The organism is Limosilactobacillus sp. (assembly GCF_051873075.1).
Taxonomy (GTDB): domain Bacteria; phylum Bacillota; class Bacilli; order Lactobacillales; family Lactobacillaceae; genus Limosilactobacillus.
Map to the genome: position 1 here is coordinate 1 of NZ_JBJEEM010000014.1, position 18,929 is coordinate 18,929.

The 18,929-nt window shown below is 53.0% G+C and carries 20 protein-coding genes and 2 tRNA genes; 10 read left to right on the forward strand and 12 right to left on the reverse strand.

The genetic code is table 11. From position 1 onward, the window contains the following. The 3 genes from ACI31J_RS02160 to ACI31J_RS02170 all read left to right on the forward strand — a co-directional run. Positions 1 to 924 (forward strand): aminotransferase class I/II-fold pyridoxal phosphate-dependent enzyme (locus tag ACI31J_RS02160; RefSeq protein WP_439772810.1); only part of this gene is annotated, 924 nt, incomplete at its 5' end. A gap of 2 nt (positions 925 to 926) precedes the next feature. Further along, positions 927 to 1,922 (forward strand): D-2-hydroxyacid dehydrogenase, encoded by a 996-nt coding sequence (locus ACI31J_RS02165; RefSeq protein WP_439772811.1) that lies wholly within the window; start codon positions 927 to 929, stop codon positions 1,920 to 1,922. Between the two features lie 65 nt (positions 1,923 to 1,987). Next, positions 1,988 to 2,416: an OsmC family protein gene (locus tag ACI31J_RS02170; RefSeq protein ID WP_439772812.1), complete on the forward strand. Its 429-nt coding sequence runs from the start codon at positions 1,988 to 1,990 to the stop codon at positions 2,414 to 2,416. An 81-nt stretch (positions 2,417 to 2,497) separates the two neighbouring features. Here the strand turns inward: ACI31J_RS02170 and ACI31J_RS02175 are convergent, their stop codons facing one another. The 11 genes from ACI31J_RS02175 to yycF form a co-directional block, all read right to left on the reverse strand. After that, a complete protein-coding gene (locus ACI31J_RS02175; RefSeq protein ID WP_439772813.1) occupies positions 2,498 to 3,670 on the reverse strand; it encodes an iron-containing alcohol dehydrogenase in 1,173 nt (390 codons plus the stop codon). A 203-nt stretch (positions 3,671 to 3,873) separates the two neighbouring features. Then, positions 3,874 to 4,410, reverse strand: a complete 537-nt coding sequence (locus ACI31J_RS02180) for an NADPH-dependent FMN reductase (protein WP_439772814.1) — start codon at positions 4,408 to 4,410, stop codon at positions 3,874 to 3,876. 81 nt (positions 4,411 to 4,491) lie between these two features. Then, on the reverse strand, positions 4,492 to 4,740 hold the full coding sequence (locus tag ACI31J_RS02185) for a hypothetical protein (protein WP_439772815.1): 249 nt from the start codon (positions 4,738 to 4,740) through the stop codon (positions 4,492 to 4,494). A gap of 136 nt (positions 4,741 to 4,876) precedes the next feature. Then, positions 4,877 to 5,356, reverse strand: coding sequence for a 23S rRNA (pseudouridine(1915)-N(3))-methyltransferase RlmH (gene rlmH / locus ACI31J_RS02190; protein ID WP_439772816.1), 480 nt, complete (start codon positions 5,354 to 5,356; stop codon positions 4,877 to 4,879). Positions 5,357 to 5,836: 480 nt separating this feature from the next. Next, a complete protein-coding gene (locus tag ACI31J_RS02195) occupies positions 5,837 to 6,334 on the reverse strand; it encodes a phosphatidylglycerophosphatase A family protein (protein ID WP_439772817.1) in 498 nt (165 codons plus the stop codon). An 88-nt stretch (positions 6,335 to 6,422) separates the two neighbouring features. Beyond that, a complete protein-coding gene (locus ACI31J_RS02200) occupies positions 6,423 to 7,715 on the reverse strand; it encodes a S1C family serine protease (protein WP_439772818.1) in 1,293 nt (430 codons plus the stop codon). A gap of 83 nt (positions 7,716 to 7,798) precedes the next feature. Further along, positions 7,799 to 8,605 carry an MBL fold metallo-hydrolase gene (locus ACI31J_RS02205; RefSeq protein WP_439772819.1) on the reverse strand — a complete coding sequence of 269 codons (807 nt, stop codon included), beginning with the start codon at positions 8,603 to 8,605 and terminating at the stop codon, positions 7,799 to 7,801. Positions 8,606 to 8,620: 15 nt separating this feature from the next. After that, entirely contained in the window at positions 8,621 to 9,460 is an 840-nt protein-coding gene (locus tag ACI31J_RS02210) for a two-component system regulatory protein YycI (protein WP_439772820.1), read from the reverse strand. A 12-nt stretch (positions 9,461 to 9,472) separates the two neighbouring features. Next, positions 9,473 to 10,768, reverse strand: a complete 1,296-nt coding sequence (locus ACI31J_RS02215; RefSeq protein ID WP_439772821.1) for a YycH family regulatory protein — start codon at positions 10,766 to 10,768, stop codon at positions 9,473 to 9,475. Next, positions 10,746 to 12,617 carry a cell wall metabolism sensor histidine kinase WalK gene (gene walK / locus ACI31J_RS02220; RefSeq protein ID WP_439772822.1) on the reverse strand — a complete coding sequence of 624 codons (1,872 nt, stop codon included), beginning with the start codon at positions 12,615 to 12,617 and terminating at the stop codon, positions 10,746 to 10,748. Before walK ends, ACI31J_RS02215 begins: the two co-directional genes overlap by 23 nt. Before the next feature lie 13 nt (positions 12,618 to 12,630). Continuing rightward, positions 12,631 to 13,338: a response regulator YycF gene (yycF, locus tag ACI31J_RS02225; protein ID WP_439772823.1), complete on the reverse strand. Its 708-nt coding sequence runs from the start codon at positions 13,336 to 13,338 to the stop codon at positions 12,631 to 12,633. Positions 13,339 to 13,500: 162 nt separating this feature from the next. Between yycF and ACI31J_RS02230 the strand changes: the two genes are divergently transcribed. Then, positions 13,501 to 13,573: transfer RNA gene (locus ACI31J_RS02230), tRNA-Lys, on the forward strand. Positions 13,574 to 13,717: 144 nt separating this feature from the next. Then, a tRNA-Lys gene (locus tag ACI31J_RS02235) sits at positions 13,718 to 13,790 on the forward strand. A 97-nt stretch (positions 13,791 to 13,887) separates the two neighbouring features. Here the strand turns inward: ACI31J_RS02235 and ACI31J_RS02240 are convergent. After that, entirely contained in the window at positions 13,888 to 14,601 is a 714-nt protein-coding gene (locus ACI31J_RS02240; RefSeq protein WP_439772824.1) for a winged helix-turn-helix domain-containing protein, read from the reverse strand. Positions 14,602 to 14,717: 116 nt separating this feature from the next. Between ACI31J_RS02240 and ACI31J_RS02245 the strand changes: the two genes are divergently transcribed. Genes ACI31J_RS02245 through phoU form a run of 5 tightly spaced genes read left to right on the forward strand, consistent with a single transcriptional unit; the run spans position 14,718 to position 18,849 of the window. Next, positions 14,718 to 15,587 (forward strand): phosphate ABC transporter substrate-binding protein, encoded by an 870-nt coding sequence (locus ACI31J_RS02245; RefSeq protein WP_439772825.1) that lies wholly within the window; start codon positions 14,718 to 14,720, stop codon positions 15,585 to 15,587. 4 nt (positions 15,588 to 15,591) lie between these two features. Beyond that, positions 15,592 to 16,491 (forward strand): phosphate ABC transporter permease subunit PstC, encoded by a 900-nt coding sequence (gene pstC, locus ACI31J_RS02250; protein WP_439772826.1) that lies wholly within the window; start codon positions 15,592 to 15,594, stop codon positions 16,489 to 16,491. Then, the gene (gene pstA / locus ACI31J_RS02255) at positions 16,491 to 17,372 is read left to right on the forward strand and encodes a phosphate ABC transporter permease PstA (protein WP_439772827.1); all 882 of its coding nucleotides are present in this window, start codon (positions 16,491 to 16,493) and stop codon (positions 17,370 to 17,372) included. Before pstC ends, pstA begins: the two co-directional genes overlap by 1 nt. Before the next feature lie 10 nt (positions 17,373 to 17,382). Beyond that, positions 17,383 to 18,138 (forward strand): phosphate ABC transporter ATP-binding protein PstB, encoded by a 756-nt coding sequence (gene pstB / locus ACI31J_RS02260; RefSeq protein WP_439772828.1) that lies wholly within the window; start codon positions 17,383 to 17,385, stop codon positions 18,136 to 18,138. A 9-nt stretch (positions 18,139 to 18,147) separates the two neighbouring features. Continuing rightward, positions 18,148 to 18,849 carry a phosphate signaling complex protein PhoU gene (gene phoU / locus ACI31J_RS02265; protein ID WP_439772829.1) on the forward strand — a complete coding sequence of 234 codons (702 nt, stop codon included), beginning with the start codon at positions 18,148 to 18,150 and terminating at the stop codon, positions 18,847 to 18,849. Positions 18,850 to 18,929: the final 80 nt, after the last annotated feature.

Sequence of the window (18,929 nt, forward strand, 5' to 3'; positions counted from 1 at the left end):
CGCTACGGCCTGACCTACGACCCCGAAAGTGAAATCGCCGTTACCATCGGGGCCACCGAAGGGATCTACGCTTCCCTGACCGCCGTCACTAACCCCGGTGATGAAGTCTTGATCGCTACCCCAACCTTCCCACTGTACTCTGCCATCACCACCCTGCTTGGCGGGACCCCGGTTGAAATCGACACCAGTACAGACAGCTTCGTCTTGACCCCGGACCGGCTCAAACAAGTCTTGGCAAGCCATCCAAACGCCAAGGCCCTGGTCTTAAACTACCCCTCCAACCCAACCGGCGTCACCTACACCCATGAGCAGGTTGAGGCCCTTGCTGAGGCGATTAAAGACACCAACCTGGTGGTTATTGCCGATGAAATCTACTCTGAACTGGTCTACGACGGCACCCACACTTCCATTGCCGAATTCATCCCCGACCAGACCCTGGTTCTAAACGGGGCCTCCAAGTCCCACGCCATGACCGGTTACCGGATCGGTTTCATCGCCGGCCCCAAGGAACTGATGGGCCCAGTCAGCGCGGCTCACGCCATGATGGTCACGGCCGCCTCCGATCCCGCAATGGCCGCCGCTACCGCTGCCTTTTCGACCGCTGCCGGCAAGACCGCCACACAGCAGATGAAGGCCGCCTACTTAAAACGGCGGGACTTCCTCGTCGCCGCCCTGGACAAGCTGGGCTTTGGTATTACCACCCCTAACGGCGCCTTCTACGTATTCGCCAAGTTGCCAGCGCAGTTTGGCACCGATGACGTCAAGTTTGCGACCGACCTCGCCCAAAAAGGGAAGGTCGCCGTCATTCCAGGTTCCTACTTTGGTGCCGGCGGTCAGGGCCACCTGCGGATCAGTTATGCCACCAGCCTCGATAACATCAAGACTGCCGTTGACCGCATCAAACACTTTGTAGAGGAGGACTAACCATGACCAAGATTTTAATGACCAGCGTTAGAGACGACGAGCAAGCCGCGATTCAGGAGTTCGCTAAGGAACACGGTATTGAAATCATCACCAGCCCCAAGAAGATCGACGACGCGGTTGAATTGACGGCCAATGTCGATGGCCTGGTGATCCAGCAGCGCAGCAAGGTGGACCCGGCCGTCTACCCCCAGCTGAAGGCCAACGGGATTAAGCAGATCGCTACCCGGACGGCGGGCTTCGACATGATCGATCTGACGGCGGCCAAAGCCAACGGGCTAACCGTTACCAACGTCCCGGCCTACTCGCCCCGCAGTGTCGCCGAACACGCCCTAATGCAGATCTTCCGGCTATTACGCAAGTCCTACCGCTTTGACCACCAGGTGGCCGTCAACGACTACCGCTGGTTTAGCGACGAGCAAGCACTGGAGATTCATACCGCAACCATCGGGATTATTGGGGTCGGCCGGATCGGCGGGACCCTCGCCAAGCTCCTTAATGCGCTCGGCGCCACCGTCCTCGGCTTTGACACCCATCCCCGGGATGAGATGAAAGGAATTGTGAAGTACACCAGTAAGGAAGAGTTGCTCAAACACGCCGACGTGGTCAGTCTCCACGTTGATCTCAACCCTACCTCAGAAGGCCTTTTGACCGCCAAGGACTTTGCCTTGATGAAGCCGACCGCGGGCTTGGTCAACGCCAGCCGGGGGCCAGTCGTTAACACCGCCGACCTGATTCAGGCCTTAAAAAAGGGGACCATCGCGGCTGCCGCCCTGGACACGGTCGAGGGCGAGGGGCCGGTCTTTCAAACTGACCGGCGGGAGCGGGGGTTGGCCGATGAACCCCAGATCCAGGAACTCCACGACCTGGATAACGTCATCCTGACCCCACACATCGCCTTCTTCACCAACCTAGCTGTCAAGAACATGGTGGACTTCGCCCTTGAAGATGTCCTCACGATCTTAAGCGGCCAAAAATCTCCGCACACAGTTTCCGCCTAGGCATTAAAATTGACGTCCTGTCCTTCCCCAAGTACACTGGGAGAAAAAGCAAGGGAGCGTTTTCTATGAGCACTTATAAGGTAAAGGCAACCAAGACGACCACCGGGATGCAGGTTTCGGCGGGAACCCGTGGATTCGAGATCACTTTTGATGAACCAGGGAGTACTAACACCGGGATGAATCCGGTCGAGATTCTCCTCACTTCGTTTGGGGCCTGCCAGGCAATCACCGCTACGGAACTGGCCCGCAAACGGCACTTTGACCTGCGCGCCTTCTGGGTTGACATTGAAGGGGACCTGGGTCGCGAAGATGTCTCAGCTGACGATAACCGTTACAAGTTTACCGAGATTCGCTACCAGCCACACGTCCGCAGCGATGAATCAGACGAGGACATCAAGCAGTTTCTCGCTGACGTTGCTCGCAAGTGCCCGGTAGAAAACACCCTGGCATTCGGCACGAAGTTTGTTCAGGACGGTTTTGTTAAAGAAAATTAAGTGGGCACACAAAAACACCCGCAGATGAAAACATCATCTGCGGGTGTTTTTTATTGCTAACTAGTGTGCCCACACCGTTAATTAGTAAATGCCATCATATGCCTTTTGGTAAAGGTCAATGATTTCTTGCTTAGTACCCTTACGTGGGTTGGAGAAGGCGTTACCATCCTTCAGAGCATTTTCCGCCATCAATGGGAAGTCTTCTGGCTTAGCACCGATTGCCTTGATAGATGATGGAATGCCAACTGCCTTGCACATTTCACGCATCCCGTCAATTGACTTTTGGGCAGCCTGCATGGTGGTCAGGCCAGTCGTGTCGTAGCCCATGATCTGAGCCAGCTCAGCGAACCGGTCTGGGCATGCGATCAGGTTGTACTCTTCAACCGTGGTCAAGAGCAATGCACAGCAAACACCGTGGGGAGCGTCGTATTGACCACCGAGTTGGTGAGCCATGGCGTGAACGTAACCCAGGTTGGCGTTGTTGAAGGCCATTCCGGCAAGCATTTCGGCTTCAACCATCTTAGTCCGGGCCTCAACGTTTTGACCATTGGCAACAGCTTCTGGCAATGCTTCTTGGATCAGTTGGATAGCTTCCTTACATTGACTGTCCGTGATTGGGTTGTGGTCAACAGAAACGTATGGTTCGATTGCTTGAACAAAGGCGTCACAACCAGTAGCAGCAGTAACGGATTGCGGTACCCCAAGCATCAGCATTGGGTCGTTGAAGGATACCAATGGGATGTTACGCCAGGAAACAACAACGAACTTCAGGTGGTCTTCTTCGTTCGTGATTACCGCGTGACGGGTCAATTCTGAACCAGTCCCGGCAGTCGTGTTGACAGCCATCAGAGGCGGCAGCGGGTTGTCCAGGGTTTCAATCCCAGCCAGCTTGGTGATGTCATCACCGTTAGTCAGGATAATGCCGATTCCCTTACCACAGTCGTGAGCAGAGCCCCCACCAACAGTGATGATGGAGTCACACTTCTCATCTTCGTACATCTTCTTACCAGCCTTGATGTTACGAATCTTCGGGTTAGGTTCAACCCCAGTGAAGATGGCGTAGTCCACGCCCGCCTTTTCCAGTGATTGAACCGTTTGAACAACGGGGCCGTTTTCAATCTTTTCCAAGCTCTCTTGGGTAACGATCAGCGGCTTGTGCATGTTAAGCATCTTAGCGCGGTCACCAATCTTGGCAATAACACCAGGACCAAAGAAGTTAACACTTGGCATTAAGAAATCAAATTGTCTATTCATAAATAGTAGCCTCCTCGTGGCATTTGAATACGCTCTCATAATCACATAGATTCTCGACAAATTCAAGGGTAAATGGCTATTTATGTGTGAAATTAAACAAACATTAATAAATGTTTCATTTATTTAATATAATCGCCAAGAAATCGATTTCAAAAAAGCAAAAAGCGACCACCAAACATCGGTGATCGCTTAACATTACACAATTATCCCAGGCGGTTTTCGAAGTCTTGCCGCAACAGTGCTGCTTCCTGGTCATGGGTGTGCAGCAACCGGTCAGCCGTGGCAGACGAGTCGTTCGGCATCAGGTTAATCTGCAGGTTGACCGCCATCTGGGTCATCTTCAGCCCGGCAACTACTAACCGCATCGCGACCTGGGCCTGAGTACCGCCATGGCCGCCAAAGGTTACCAGGCTGACCGGTTTACCCTGCCATTCCTTTGCCAGATAATCAATGGCATTTTTCAAAACAGCCGGGTAGCCCCAATTGTACTGTGGAAAGACAAAGACGAAGCCGTCGTACTGGCTGATTTGTTCACTCCATTCACGCGTCTTGGCATGCTCGTACAAGCCGCTAAACGGGATCGCCGGTTCAGCCATCATTGGCAGGTTAACCTTGGCCAGTTCGATCACGTCAAATTCGACTTGTCGACTCTTCTGCAGTTGAACCTTCAGCCAGTTGGCAACCTGGCTGCTGCGCCGGTTGGGCCGGACGCTGCCGACAATAATTGCTACTTTTTTCATTATGAAAACCTCCTATAAATTATTACCTAGTTCTATTCTAAGATGCTTAGCAAAAAAGGCCAGCAATTCACTGGCCCCATTTTAAATAATCTTCGTAACAATTGGCCGCCGGGCCAGAGCACTGGCACCGGTGCGCGGCTGCCACCAGTGTTTCAACAGCCGAGCCCGAAACTGAAGCTTGCGCTGGCGCGGTTCACGTTGTCCCTCGGCTGTGACCACGGTAGCATTAATCGGCGGCACCTTGGCAAGTTCATCAGCAGCCGCCTGGACTGACCGCTCGGCCGCCAAAAAGCCAACGACCACCAGGCAGAATAATATTAGTCGCTTCAACCTGTCAATATCCATTAAAGTAGTCTATCAACTCCCCGTTTTACAATTTTTCTTCATTCTAGCAGGACATGCTGGTCGTTTAATAGGGGACAACATCGATAGTTAACAGATTTTACGATCCCTAAACCTTTCTTAATCATTTATGGTAGGGCAGCCCATTGATGATCGTGAATGCCCGGTAGACCTGCTCCGTCAAGACCAGCCGCATCAGCTGGTGGGGCAGGGTAAACCGCCCGAAGGAGATTTGGGTATCGGCCCGCTTCAGTACTTCCGGACTCAGCCCTAATGATCCCCCGATGACAAAGGTGATATCGCTGTGCCCATAGGTCGTCAGCTGGCTGATTTCCTTCGCAAATTCCTCCGAGCTGCGTTCCTTCCCCTTGATCGCCAGGGCGTACACGTACTCCCGGTCCTTGATCTTCGCCAGGATCCGCTCACCTTCCTTGGCCATCACCTCATCCATCTCGGCCTGACTCAAGGATTCCGGCGCCTTCTCGTCCGGCACTTCAACGATCTGAAACTTGCAGAATCGCCCCAGCCGCTTAGCATACTCGGCAATGCCGGCTTTAAAATATTTTTCCTTCAACTTTCCAACACCAATAATCTTAATATTCATAATTTTCCACCGCTTTCCACAAATTATCCACATACTTATCCACAAGTGCATAACTTTATTTTCGGATCTTCCGAATGTTCGGCTCAATTTTAACCGGTAAAGCCCTTTCGCACGGAAAAGTTATCCACAATTTTCCACAGAAACAGTTGTTCGGCGCCTAGTCTGACAAACGCTGCCATATCAACCCTCAACGCAGTATTAACTCTGTAAGCTTCCACTTATCAACACTACACCGGCATACCTGTGGACAACTTTTCAACCGGTACAAATGCCGTCATTATAGTAATTAAGAATTTCTAAAGGTCAAGTTGCAATTTTTCCACAGACTTATCCACAATTCATCTTAATCTCATTTTTCTGTTAATTTTCCCGTAAAAATACCACGGAATGTGCTCCCTAAGCAACTGACCGTGGCATTGTAAACTTTAGCTCAATAACTTCCTTAAATTGTTCGGTTATTTATTAAATCAGCAACTTGCATTAAGCGTATTTATGCGCAATCTTACCACAAGTAGCCGCTACAATCGCCGCCAGGAGGTCGTCGATGAATGTGTTGACGTGACGACCATCCTGGTCAAACTTGGCCATGACACCCTTCTTTACCCGGTCGAAGTAACCGAAGTTGGTCGTCCCGATCGTTCCATAGATGTTAGCAATCTGCAGGGCCAGTGTTTCATCCACCCCGAAGACTCCGGCATCATTCTTGATGATACTGGAGAGTGGCTCAGCGACCGCACCGGCCTCCGTCAGCCGGTCGAGTTCCAGCATCACCATGGCATTGTTCAACAGCTCCCGCTTATGCATGGCATCGGTCAGATATTCCCGGCAGCGCTCCACTGTCAGTTCCGGTTCAAATTCCTTTTGGGTCTGGTAGATCACGTCGACGAGGTCCTCTAATTCAACCCCGCGTTCCCGCAGCCGGTCGACCACAAAATTGTAGGCGCGGGTATCTGGATACTTGAAGTTTCGATTGTTCATTCTCAATACGTCCCCTTGTTTTTGTCATTAGTTGAATTTTAACACAAAAAGGATTGTGATCCGTTTGGTCACAATCCTTTTGCCTTCTTTATTGACCATCGTCCTGTTGCGTTGACTGGCTACTGTCACCGCTGGCTGCTTTAGTCAGGTGAATGGTGCTGGTCTGCTGCTTGCCGTTGCGGTAGTAGGTCACCTTAGCACTTTCACCGACCTTGTACTTATACAGAGCCGCCTTCAGGGTGTTGGCATTCGTCACTTTTGTGTCACCAAGCTGGGTAATCACATCGTACTGTTTCAAACCCGCACTATCAGCTACCGAGCCGCTCTCAACCTGCATGATCACGACCCCTTTATTGACACTGCTTGGCAGTTTCAGAACAGACTGCTGCTGGTCAGTGGTAACGTTGCTCAGGTCGACCATCCCGATCCCCAGTGCCGGGCGTTCAATCTTCCCGTTCTTAATCAACTGGTTGATGATCGAAACCACTTCGTTACTTGGGATCGCAAAGCCCATCCCCTCAATCGAGGACCCCTCGTTATCTGAGGAGAGCTTCATCGAGTTGATCCCAATTACCTGACCAGCCATGTTGATTAGAGGACCACCCGAATTCCCGGAATTGATGGCCGCGTCGGTCTGGATAACCGAGGTCAGCGTCCCATCGGTCCCGGCCTTCAGCGTCCGGTTCTTAGCCGAAACAATCCCTTTCGTTACGGTGTTTGCGTACTCGCTCCCCATTGGCGAACCGATGGCCAAGACGTCTTGGCCGGCCGCAATCGAGTTGGAATCACCAAACTGGGCAACCGTAGTAACGTTAGCCGCGTTGATCTTCAAAACAGCCAGGTCGGTGGCTGAATCCGTCCCGACAAGCTCAGCATTAACCTTCTTGCCATTGCTTAAGATTACCTGCAGTGCGCTGGAGCCCTTAACAACGTGGTTATTGGTAACGATGTAGGCCGTCTTGCCATCCTTCTTGTAGATTACCCCAGACCCCTCGCTGGCCGTCTGAAGCTTGCTACTATCGCTGGAATTCGACGAGTTACTGTTGCTATTGCCATTTGAATAGAGACCAAAAATCCCCATGCCACTGTTTTGCTGGACCTGTTGCTTATTGATGACGCTGACAACCGCCCCTTGGACGGAGTTGTACGCCTTAGTCGCCGTACCGTTCAGATCCGCCTTGTTCTTGTTGACCTTAGTTCCCCCTGACTTGTTGGAACCGCTTGGTACCCGAGTGCTGGCGACTTCCTCATGGTGCTGGATCGCACCACCAACGCCAACGGCAACACCGCCCCCAACTAGTCCGGCAGCCAAGCCAACTCCAGCAACTTTCAGCCAGAAACGGTTGGTCCGTCTTGGCGACCGTTGGTTATTATTCTCCATTACTATCCCTCCGTATCTTTTCCTTCACCATACCTGATTAATTGTGAAGAATCAATGAAGTAAATATTTAGTTTCAATGACGCTTACAATGTTATCAGTTGACTGGGCGTGGTTGGCTCGGCATCGGCCAGCTTAAAATCGTGATCCACCCCGAAGTCATGCTGTTCCATCATGCTGGCCACGGTCAGGTGCGCCAGCGAGCGCATGTTATTGTGCTGGCTCCGGTGCCCCAAAAAGATCTCCTTGGTCCGAGGACCGATGACATCCATCAGGGCATCGGCCCCTTCCTCGTTGGAGAGGTGGCCCTCGTCACCCAAGATCCGTTGCTTCAACGGCCAGGAGTAGGGGCCCATCCGGAGCATTTCCGTATCATGGTTGCATTCCATCAGGTAGGCGTCGGCGTTTTTGATCGTTCCGGCGACCCGGTCAGAGACATAGCCGGTATCCGTCAGAATACAGAAGGTCTTGTTATCATGGTGAACCTGGTAGAACTGGGGCTCGGCCGCATCATGCGAAACCGCAAAGCTTTCAACCTCCATGTCCCCCAGGTCGGCCACCTTGTTCGGCGCCAGGACGTGTTTTTGTTCCAGGGGAATTTTGCCGACCCGCTTGGCCATGGCCTGCCAGGTCCCTTCGTTGGCGTAAACGTCCATCCCATAGCGGCGGGCGAGGACTCCGACTCCATGACTGTGATCACTGTGCTCGTGGGTCACAAAGATCGCTTCGACATCCTTCAGCGACCGATCAATCTGGTTCATCAGATTTTCGATCCGTTTCCCGCTCAAGCCGGCATCAATCAGGATCCGGTGATGGGCGGTTTCCAGGTAGGTGACGTTGCCCGTGCTCCCGCTAGCTAGAATACTATATCGCAAAAAATCCTTTTCACTCACGTCTCAGATTACTCCTTATTTTTCTAATGAACTGGTGTTAACGCTGCTGGGGGTACTCCGCATAATCGTGCTGTTAAAGGCATTGACCCGCAAACGTTGGACCGTGTCATCATTCTTGGTCCGCACCTCAATGATCCAGGTCGGTACATAAACCGCCTGATTGTGCTCACTGGTGGTCAAAAGCCTGGTATAGGCCAGTTTGGCCCACCGCACTTGAGAATTGTTGGGAATCAGGTTGTGCTTGTATAACCACGTCACCGCGTGCTGCTGGCTGATGGTGGCCGCCTCGGGCCGGAGAATCCGGGTATCCTCTAGAAAGGTCTGGGTATATCCCAGGACCTCATCATCGTTATTGACGCGGAAACGGATCTGCCCATCTGGCGAATTTAATGCCCGACCCGCCAACTGTTGTGTATAGACGATGGTGTGCCGGTCCGACAGTTGCGGCGCAAACCGGTAATGACTCCCGAGGGCAATTGAATGCTCATCCGCTACCAGGCGGTTCAACCGCTTTGCCGGGTCCTTCGGGTCGATCTTGACACCGGTTTCGAGGTCGCTGGCAAGTTCAGCGGAACTGAAATGATAGCTCTGGTCCCGCAGCTTGGCAGCCTGTTGTCCCAGCTTGCCACTCTCTTCAGACCGGGTGCCGGCGATGTAGTAGCCGCTCTGGGCATGGTTAGACAGGGGAACACTGGTAATTGCATCTGCTCGCATCTCCTTTAGGATAACCTCCTGCCGGTTGGGAGCACTGCTAGAAATCGTAAACCGGTTCTGAAGGAAGAGGCCGCCCACGACAACCAGGTCAAAGATAAGGAAGGCAAAAAGAAATATCCATTGAATTCGTTTGAAATTCATTTTTAGTCCTCCTTATTTCAGAAACTCCGTGTAGTCAACCCAGTGATTATGGTACTTCACAAAGTAGGTTGGCACGATTTTGACAGCCTTGCCGTCCTGCTGGCTATCTTTCCAGAGGTAGCCGACCCGCAGATCGGTGATGTCCTTAAACCGGCTGCTGGCATGCAATTCGTTGATAATGGTAGTAGTCGACGGCAGCTTGACCGTCTCCCCACTGAGCGGCAGCGGCACTTGCACCGTGTACAGGCTCAGCCAGTAGCGTTCAATGCCGCTCTGGGTAGCCTGGAGTTTGGCCCCGCCGTAGCCATCCGCGTTGACGATTGGGAAGCCCTCGACATAAGTCCGATAGATGAAAGTCCGGTGATGGTCCTTGGCCTGGTCAAAACGGATATTATCCAGCGGCATTCCGGTCTTCACCAGGGTGTTGTAGAAGTGGGCATAAAGCTGACTGGTCGTCACGACATTAGAGTGACCGATGTCATTTTCGTAGTCAACCGTACCCGCAGTGTGGTCATAGACCAGGTGCCGGTTAGTCCCATCCGTGTAGATAGTCTTATCGCCATCATCGTGGGCGGTCACGCTGGTGTGCTGGTTAGTGCTCAACAAGTTGGTGCTGAGGTTATTGATCCGCTGATTGCTGATTTGGTATGCCAGCTTGGGCAGTTTAAATGACTCGGGATACATCATCATCGCATGCCCCTTAATGATCTTATAGTCCACTGGAATTGACTGGCTATGCCGACCACCTTCGGGAAGCTTGGCAAAGTCCCCCTGGCTGACCTGGACCCGGTAGACGGTATAGTGGTAGTCCCGCAATAAGTAGATCTCCGATTTTCCGTTGAGCGGGATCACAATGTGGTTAATTCCCTTGACCCGGTTCGTGTCGATCGACTGTCTAAAGGTTTCGTTGAAGACGTCACCAGAAACACTATCTGGGTAGTTCAGCATCAGCGAGTGCCGATTACGCAGGTAACTCAGGTAGACATCACTGTTGTTGGTCTTAACCTCGCTCGTCCGGCCCAGCTTCCAACCCTGCAAGGCTTTTTTGACGTCATTGACCAGATTGGCCCGCTGACTGTAAAGCAGAAATTGCTGACCACTGCTGTTGGTCTTTACAATTGTCGTCGGCAGGTAGACATCACCTATTGACTGGGTGGTAAACTGTTGCGTCTGGGTACTGCTGTTTTCCCGATGGGGCCGCTCATATTGAAAGGGGTCAGTCCAGATGAGTCCCGAAAGGACCAAGCTAAACAGGACTACCAGCGTCAGGGCAATCGTCAGCCAATTACTTCTCAGCTTCTTGATCATCCCAGTCATCCTCCTCTTCATATGGTACGTACGGCAATGAGATGTAGAAGGTCGAACCGTGACCTTCGACACTATCAACCCAGATCTGACCGCCGAGCATGTTGATGACCTCCTTGGAAATTGCAAGGCCAAGGCCGGTCCCGCCCTGCTTGCGGCTCCGAGCCTTATCAACCCGGAAGAAACGGTCAAAGATCCGGCCAAGATCCTTGCGCGGAATCCCGAGCCCCTGGTCAGAGATACTCATGATGACGTGATTATGGGTTTCCAGCAGGCGCACCGTGATAATTCCCCCGTCCGGTGAATACTTGATTGCGTTGTTCATGATGTTATCGATCACCTGGGTGAACTTGTCGGTATCGATCTCTACCCACAGGTCCTTCTTGGTGAAGTGGCGTTCGATCTTGTACTTCTTCTTGCTGGCGTCCTCTTCCTCATTCTTAATAATCATGTCAAAGCGGTTCAAAATGTAATTGAGCAGTTCCTTAATGTTGACGTATTCCAGGTTAAGCTTCGTCGTTCCCGCATCCATCCTGGAAAGGCTCAACAGGTCGTTGATCATTCGGATCATCCGGTCGGTTTCTCCTTGGATAACGTTCAAGAACTTCGGGGCGACTTCCTTATCCTGCCATGCACCATCGCTCAACGCCTCAACATAACTATGAACACTGGTCAGCGGCGTCCGCAGCTCATGCGAAACGTTGGAAACAAACTGCTTGCGTTCCCGCTCCTCCTTTTGCTGGCTGGTGACGTCGTGGAGAACGCAGACCAACCCGCTGACAAAGCCAGATTCCCGCTGAATCGGCGAGAAGTAGGCATTTAGAATCAGGTTATTGCCGTCGTTTGACATATCGATGATCATTTCCCGCTGGTCGGCATTGACGAGCTGGCGAACCGTATAGTCGTGCCGGATATCCAGGACGTCGATGATTGACTTGCCGATTAGGTCGTCCTCATGGTCAACACCCAACAGCTGCAGGGCCATGTTATTGACGATCGTCACGTTCCCGCGGCGGTCCGTCGCCAGTACCCCATCGGACATATGGGAGAGGACACTGTCCAACCGCCGCCGTTCTGAATCCGTCGATGCCTGGGCTTCTTCCACGCGGACTGACAGGTTATTGACGGCCCCGGCAAGTTGTCCAAGCTCATCATTGCCCATGACGCGGACTTGGCCAGAGAAGTCCCCGCGGGCAATCCGCAGAGCCTGCTTTCGCATCTCCTCAATCGGCCGGGTTATTTCCTGGGAAATAAGAATCGCCAAGAAGAGTCCGATCGCAATCGTGATCAGGGCCGCCGATAGATAGATCAGAGTAATACTGTTGATATTGGAATAGACCGACTCCAGGCTGGCCCGCAAATAGACTGCCCCAATAACGTTGTTGTTGCTGTTGTCAACCAAGGGAACCACGTTGACGTAGTAGCGGTTATGGTTGCTGTTGTCATAGACATTCTCCGAGTGGGACCGGTTGTTTAGTAGGGTAGATTTGACGATCTGGTCGGTAGTCTTCTGGCCGATCGTCCCCCGGTTGTCGGAATCGCTGGTTCCCCGGATGATACCCTTGTTGTCAATTACCCGGATTTCCGAGATGTTGTTGTTATTGACTTCAGACAGGATCTGGCGAATCTGCCGGTTAGCCTTCTTGGTATCCGAACGAGCCAGTTGCTCACTCAACGAATTATCAACGTAAGACGGCAATTCAATCGATTGTTTGAATGTATTCAGGTTCTGATGTTCCAATTGACGCACAAAAACCGCCCCAACGCATTCCAGCGTCAGCATCAGCATCAACGCAAATACGAGGGCGATTTTAAAACGAATCGATTGGTAAAATTTTAACTTGCTGTTCACAACTGTTCAGCCTCTAATTCTGATCAGGATTTGCTAAATAGTAGCCGACCCCACGCCGCGTGATCAGCCATTGCGGGTGGCTCGGATTATCTTCAATTTTCTCCCGCAGACGCCGGACCGTCACATCCACGGTCCGTACATCACCAAAGTAGTCATATCCCCAAACAGTCTGCAAGAGGTGCTCCCGGTTAATTACCTGACCAATGTGCTGGGCCAAGTAATGAAGCAATTCGAATTCCCGGTGGGTCAGGTTGATGTTTTCGCCCCGTTTGGTGACCGTGTAGGCCTCGGGGTGAATAGTCAGGTCTCCCACCTTGATGTCGGTATTCGTGTCTTCTTCAGCAGGGGCCTTCAGGGTTGCCTGCCGCCGCAGGTTAGCCTTGACCCGGGCCACCAATTCCCGGTTAGAGAACGGCTTGGTGACATAGTCATCTGCTCCCAATTCGAGGCCCAGAACCTTATCAAGCTCGGAGTCCTTGGCCGTTACCATGATGATTGGCATCGTGTGCTTAGCCCGCACGCGCTTGGCAACTTCCAGGCCATCGATCTTTGGCAACATCAGGTCCAAAATGATCAGGTCGGGATTTTCACTTTCGACCATCTCCAGGGCCTCCTCACCATCATAGGCGGTTACGACCGAGTAGCCTTCCTTTTCAAGGTTGAATTTAATGATATCTGAAATTGGTTTTTCGTCATCAACGACTAGTATTTTCTTTGCCATTTCAAAATCCCCTCCATGGGTGATTGTTTGCTTAAAAACTTAGTAACCGTGCCCCCATTATAGCACAGCTAAGGATTTTATTAATTTTTGGCGAATTTATGTTGACAGCTAAGGGTAGGGGTGGTAAATTAATAAAGTACCTTGTTGAGGGGTTACAAATATGGGCAGTTAGCTCAGCTGGCAGAGCAACGGACTCTTAATCCGTGGGTCCAGGGTTCGATCCCCTGACTGCCCATCAGAGGTTTACAGAGATTGAGATCTTCTCAATCTCTTTTTTTGTGCATTCACCACCCGATTGCAAATTAATTGCAAAAAATCTCAAAAACTGCTTGCAAAAATTGGCAGAAGTTGATATTATAATAGTCGTTGTCAATGACATGGGCAGTTAGCTCAGCTGGCAGAGCAACGGACTCTTAATCCGTGGGTCCAGGGTTCGATCCCCTGACTGCCCATTATGTATCGTAAAAGACTGGTGAATAATCACCAGTCTTTTTTATTTTGAAAATGGCCGCACCAAACGACAAATTTGGTACGGCCATTTTTTGTTAATTATTCAGCCAACTTATAGCCAAATCCCCGGATCGTCAACAGGTGGACCGGGTAGTGCGGATCATCTTCGAGCTTATCGCGCAGGTGGCTGATGTGGATATCAACGATCCGCGACGTGTTGAGAATATCGTAACCCCACACACCGTTGACCAGCTGATCGCGGCTGAGCACCTGGTTGCGATGAGCAATTAAATACGATAGCAGCTGAAATTCCTTGGGAGTCAGTTCAACTAACGACCCAGCCTTTTTAACCTGGTAGTTCTGCTGATCCACCTGCCAGGAGCCAATGGTGATCACCTGGGCCGCAGTCGCCTTTGCCGGAGCTTTCGGCATCTGGGCCTGCATGTGCTGGTAGAGCCAAGTCCGTTGTGCAATCAAAGCCCGCAGGACCCGATCATCAAACGGAAAGGCAATCACGTCGTCAACCCGGGCCTGATACAATTTACGCTGAATGCGGTCCGTCATTTTGGTGGTGAAAATAGTAATGGGCCCTTGCACCTGGGGACGGATCAGGGTCATTGTGGCAATGGCCGTATCCAGGGTAGCGGCGCCCAGGTCCCACCAAACCCCAGCAGGCTGCTCGTGTTCGAGCTCAACCACCAAACCGGTCGGCGTTGTCACCCGGTCAAAACTCCAGGAGGCCTGCTTGCTGAGCCGCTCTAGTCGGTTGATCAAGTCGGCATCTTGCCCCATTAGCAAAAATCGGTTGCTCATCTTTCCCTCCCAGATTTACATAACTTTTACAATACGAAGATCAAATATTTACAGCAGCTTGCTATTCTCTATTTGTACCATACGAAATTAACGAAAACAACTAGGGAGCATTCGCGATGAAGAGAATTATCACAATCATCATCACGGTATTGATCATCGTCGGCCTGGGCGCCGGCTGGATCACCGCCAAGAAGCAGCCGCCACTGTCAAAAGTAACAATCGTCGGGTCCAGTGCCCTCCAACCGCTAACGGAGGCCGTCACCAACGAATACCGGACGGTTAACCCGCGAGCAAGCATCACTGTCCAGGGAGGCGGGTCAGGAACCGGACTAAGCCAGGTGCAGGCCGGCGCCGTCAATATTGGTTCATCAGACATCTTCGCCGAACAGAAGGACGGGATTGACGAGCAAAAACTGCACGACCATATCGTGGCGGTTTCGGGAATCGTCCCCATCGTTAACCGCGACCTAGGCATCAAAGACCTTTCCCTCTCCCAGCTCCGGCAAATCTACACCGGACAAGTAACCAACTGGCGCCAGCTCGGGGGACCCGACCGGCCAATCACGGTGATCAACCGGGCAGACGGGAGTGGTACCCGAGTAGCATTCGAGCAGGTTGTCCTAAAGGGACAGCGGCCCCTGAATGCTCAGGAACAGGATTCCAACGGTACCGTCAAGGAAATCGTAGCGCGCACTCCGGGGGCTATCAGCTACATCTCGGCCGCCTACCTCAACCAGCAGGTCCAGCCCCTGAAGATTGGCGGAGTGAGTCCGACGGCGAAGAACATCACCACTAACCGCTGGCCGTTATGGTCATACGAGCACATGTACACCCAGCAGCATCCTACCAAGGCCACCCAAGCGTTCATTAATTACATGCAGTCTAAGCCGGTCCAACAGACCCTGGTAAAGCGGGCCCACTACGTCAACATTCACGACATGCGGGTCCAAAAAAATGCCGCCGGAATAATTCGGGGAAAGGAGTAAGCCTATGGACGATTTACAAAAGCAATTAACCCAGCCATCACCGGAAAGTCGGCAGGAATGGACCGGTAAGATCATCAGCTCCCTGGCCATCATCCTCATCGGCGGCTTGGTCGTTGCCATCCTCGTCTTCCTGACCATCAAAGGGGTAGCACTGTTTACCGACAACGGCGTCTCCGTCTGGCACTTCCTCTCACAGACGGATTGGCAGCCCAGCCACCACCACTACGGGGCTCTGCCGATGATCGTGACCTCATTTTGCGTCACACTCCTGGCCGGAATCGTCGCTCTGCCCCTGGCATTGGTCGTGGCGATAGCGATCACGGAAATCCTGCCAAAGAAGGCAAGCAGCCTGATCCAGCCCCTAATTGAGCTCCTCGTCGGGATACCTTCCGTAGTATACGGATACCTCGGGCTGACCCTCATTGTGCCCGCCCTGCAGCAGCTCTTTGGCGGAACCGGCTTTGGAATCCTCGCCGCGACTGGGGTACTCTTCTTGATGATCCTGCCAACCATGACTTCGATGACCGTGGATAGTCTCAGGGCCGTTCCGAAGACGTACCGTCAGGCCTCCGCGGGACTGGGGGCAACTCGCTGGCAGACCATCTACCGAATCATCGTTCCCAGCGCCCGAGACGGGATCCTGACCGCGGCCGTCTTCGGCATGGCCCGGGCATTCGGTGAGGCCCTGGCAGTTCAAATGGTGATCGGAAACACCGCCGTCATGCCGAAGGGACTGGTCGAGTCTTCAGCAACCCTCACCAGCGTCTTGACCACCGGAATCGGGAACTCAGTCATGGGGACCGCGGACAACAACGCCCTCTGGTCCCTAGCTCTGATCCTGCTGGTCATGTCCCTGGTTTTCAATCTCTTGATTCACCTGGTAAGTAAGAAAGGAGCCGCATAATGTCCCCTGAACGCGTTGATAAAATCGCCACGCGAGTAATCCTAACGCTGGCCAGCATCGTCGGCCTGATCATCCTGGGCCTTCTGGGCTACATCCTCGCCCAGGGTATCCCCCACATTTCCTGGCACTTCTTAACCAGTAGCGCAGAATCATTTTCTGCCGGCGGAGGGATCCGCGATCAGCTGTTCAACTCCCTCTACCTCGTCGTCTTGACCATGATTGTCTCCGTCCCCCTCGCCCTCTGCGCGGCCATCTACCTCAGTGAATACGCCCCGGACAACCGGCGCACCCGCCTGCTTCGGTTGGCAATCGAGGTCCTGAGTTCGCTGCCTTCCGTAGTCGTCGGCCTGTTCGGCTACCTGGTCTTCGTCTTAAAATTCGGCCTGGACTTTTCACTCCTGGCCGGTGCACTGGCGCTGACGATCCTCAACCTGCCGATTTTGACCCGCAGTTGCGAGGACGCCTTGTGCCAGGTGCCATACCTGCAACGACAAGCGGGACTCGGACTGGGGATGGCCAAGTGGCGGGTCACGACCAAGATCGTCCTGCCGGCTGCCCTGCCCGGGATCATCACCGGGGCCATCCTGAGTGCCGGTCGGATCTTTGGGGAAGCTGCCGCCCTAATCTACACCGCCGGCCAGAGCGCCCCGGCGATCAGCTATACCGACTGGAACCCATTCAGTCCAACCAGTTTCCTCAACCCGCTACGCCCCGCCGAAACCCTGGCAGTCCATATCTGGAAGGTCAACAGTGAGGGCCTGGTCCCCGACGCCCGGGCAGTTTCCAACGGTTCCGCCGCCGTCTTAATCATTACCATTCTATTGTTTAACCTGATTGCCCGTTACGTCGGGTACCGGATCAAACACCGCCTAACAAAGTGAGGAGTATAAAATGCAAGCAAAACCAGCCTTAGAAGTAAAGGATCTCCAGGTCTTTTACGGTGACAAGCACGTCGTTTTCGATGTCAACCTCAAGTTCCCCAAACACCAGATCACGGCCTTAATCGGCGCCTCGGGTTCGGGAAAGTCAACCGTGTTGCGAAGCCTCAACCGAATGAATGATGATTTCGCCACAGTGACCGGCGAAATCAACTTCCATGACGTCAATATCAACCAGCCCACGGTCAATGTCTACCGCGTCCGTCAGCGCATCGGCATGGTCTTCCAGCAGCCGACCCCCTTCCCAATGTCAATCTACGAGAACGTAATCTATGGTCTGCGCTTGGCCGGCGAGAAGGACCGGCACGTCCTTGACCAGCGGGTTGAGGAGAGTCTGCGCCAAGCCGCCCTCTGGGACGAGGTGAAAGACCAGCTCAAGTCCAGCGCCCTCGACCTGTCCGGTGGTCAGCAACAGCGGCTCTGCATCGCCCGCACGCTGGCGGTTCAGCCAGAAATCATTCTCATGGATGAGCCGACCAGCGCCCTCGACCCGGTTTCGACTTCGCAGATCGAGGATACCCTAGTACAATTAAAGGAGCAGTTCACGATCATCATGGTGACCCACAACATGCAACAGGCATCCCGGTCGGCCGACTGGACCGCTTTCATGCACCAGGGACACCTGATTGAATTCGACAAGACCGCGACGATCTTTATGAACCCGCACGAGCAGCAAACGGCCGACTACCTGAGCGGCAAGTTTGGTTAGGAGGAAAACATGGGTGCTATTTTTAACGACGAACTAAAGCGTCTCCGTGGTCATTTCATGGAGATGGGAATCGACGCCAGCGAGCAGATCTACCAGGCAACGAAGGCCTTCACCGAAAACGACCCAGCCCGGGCCAACCAGGTCCTGACCGCGGATAACAAGATTAACGATGAGGAGGTCAGCCTGGAAAAGGAGGCCCTCCAGCTGATGGCCCTCCAGCAGCCGGTGGCCAGCGATTTTCGTAGGATCATCAGTATCCTGAAAGCCAGCAGCGATATCGAACGGCTCGGGGACTACGCCACCCACATCGCCCGAGCCGCAATCAACCTGAGTGACCGGGAGCACAACGCACAGATTGAAGCGCAGATCGAAAAGATGATGATGATCGTGCGTGAGATGCTGGAGAAAGTCCTCGACGCCTATGCCCAGACCGATGAGCAGGCAGCGTACGAGGTCGCCAATACGGACCTGCAAGTCGACCTGATCTACGTCCAGCAGCAACAGGCCATCTTGACGGCCCTAGCGAAAACCGGTGAAAACGTCAAGACCTACGGCGACTACCTCGCGGTGATCCGCTACCTGGAGCGGGCGGGGGACCACATTGTCAACCTCGCCGAATGGATCATCTACATTGGCTCTGGCAAACTGGTGGAGTTAAACCCGGGAAAGGCCGATCCCACGATGGTCGAACGAAAACTGAAAGAACAATAACAAAAGGGAATCGCGTAACGCGATTCCCTTTTGTTTAATAGCTGACTATTTTTGCTCGTCTTCGTTTAATAAGATCTGGT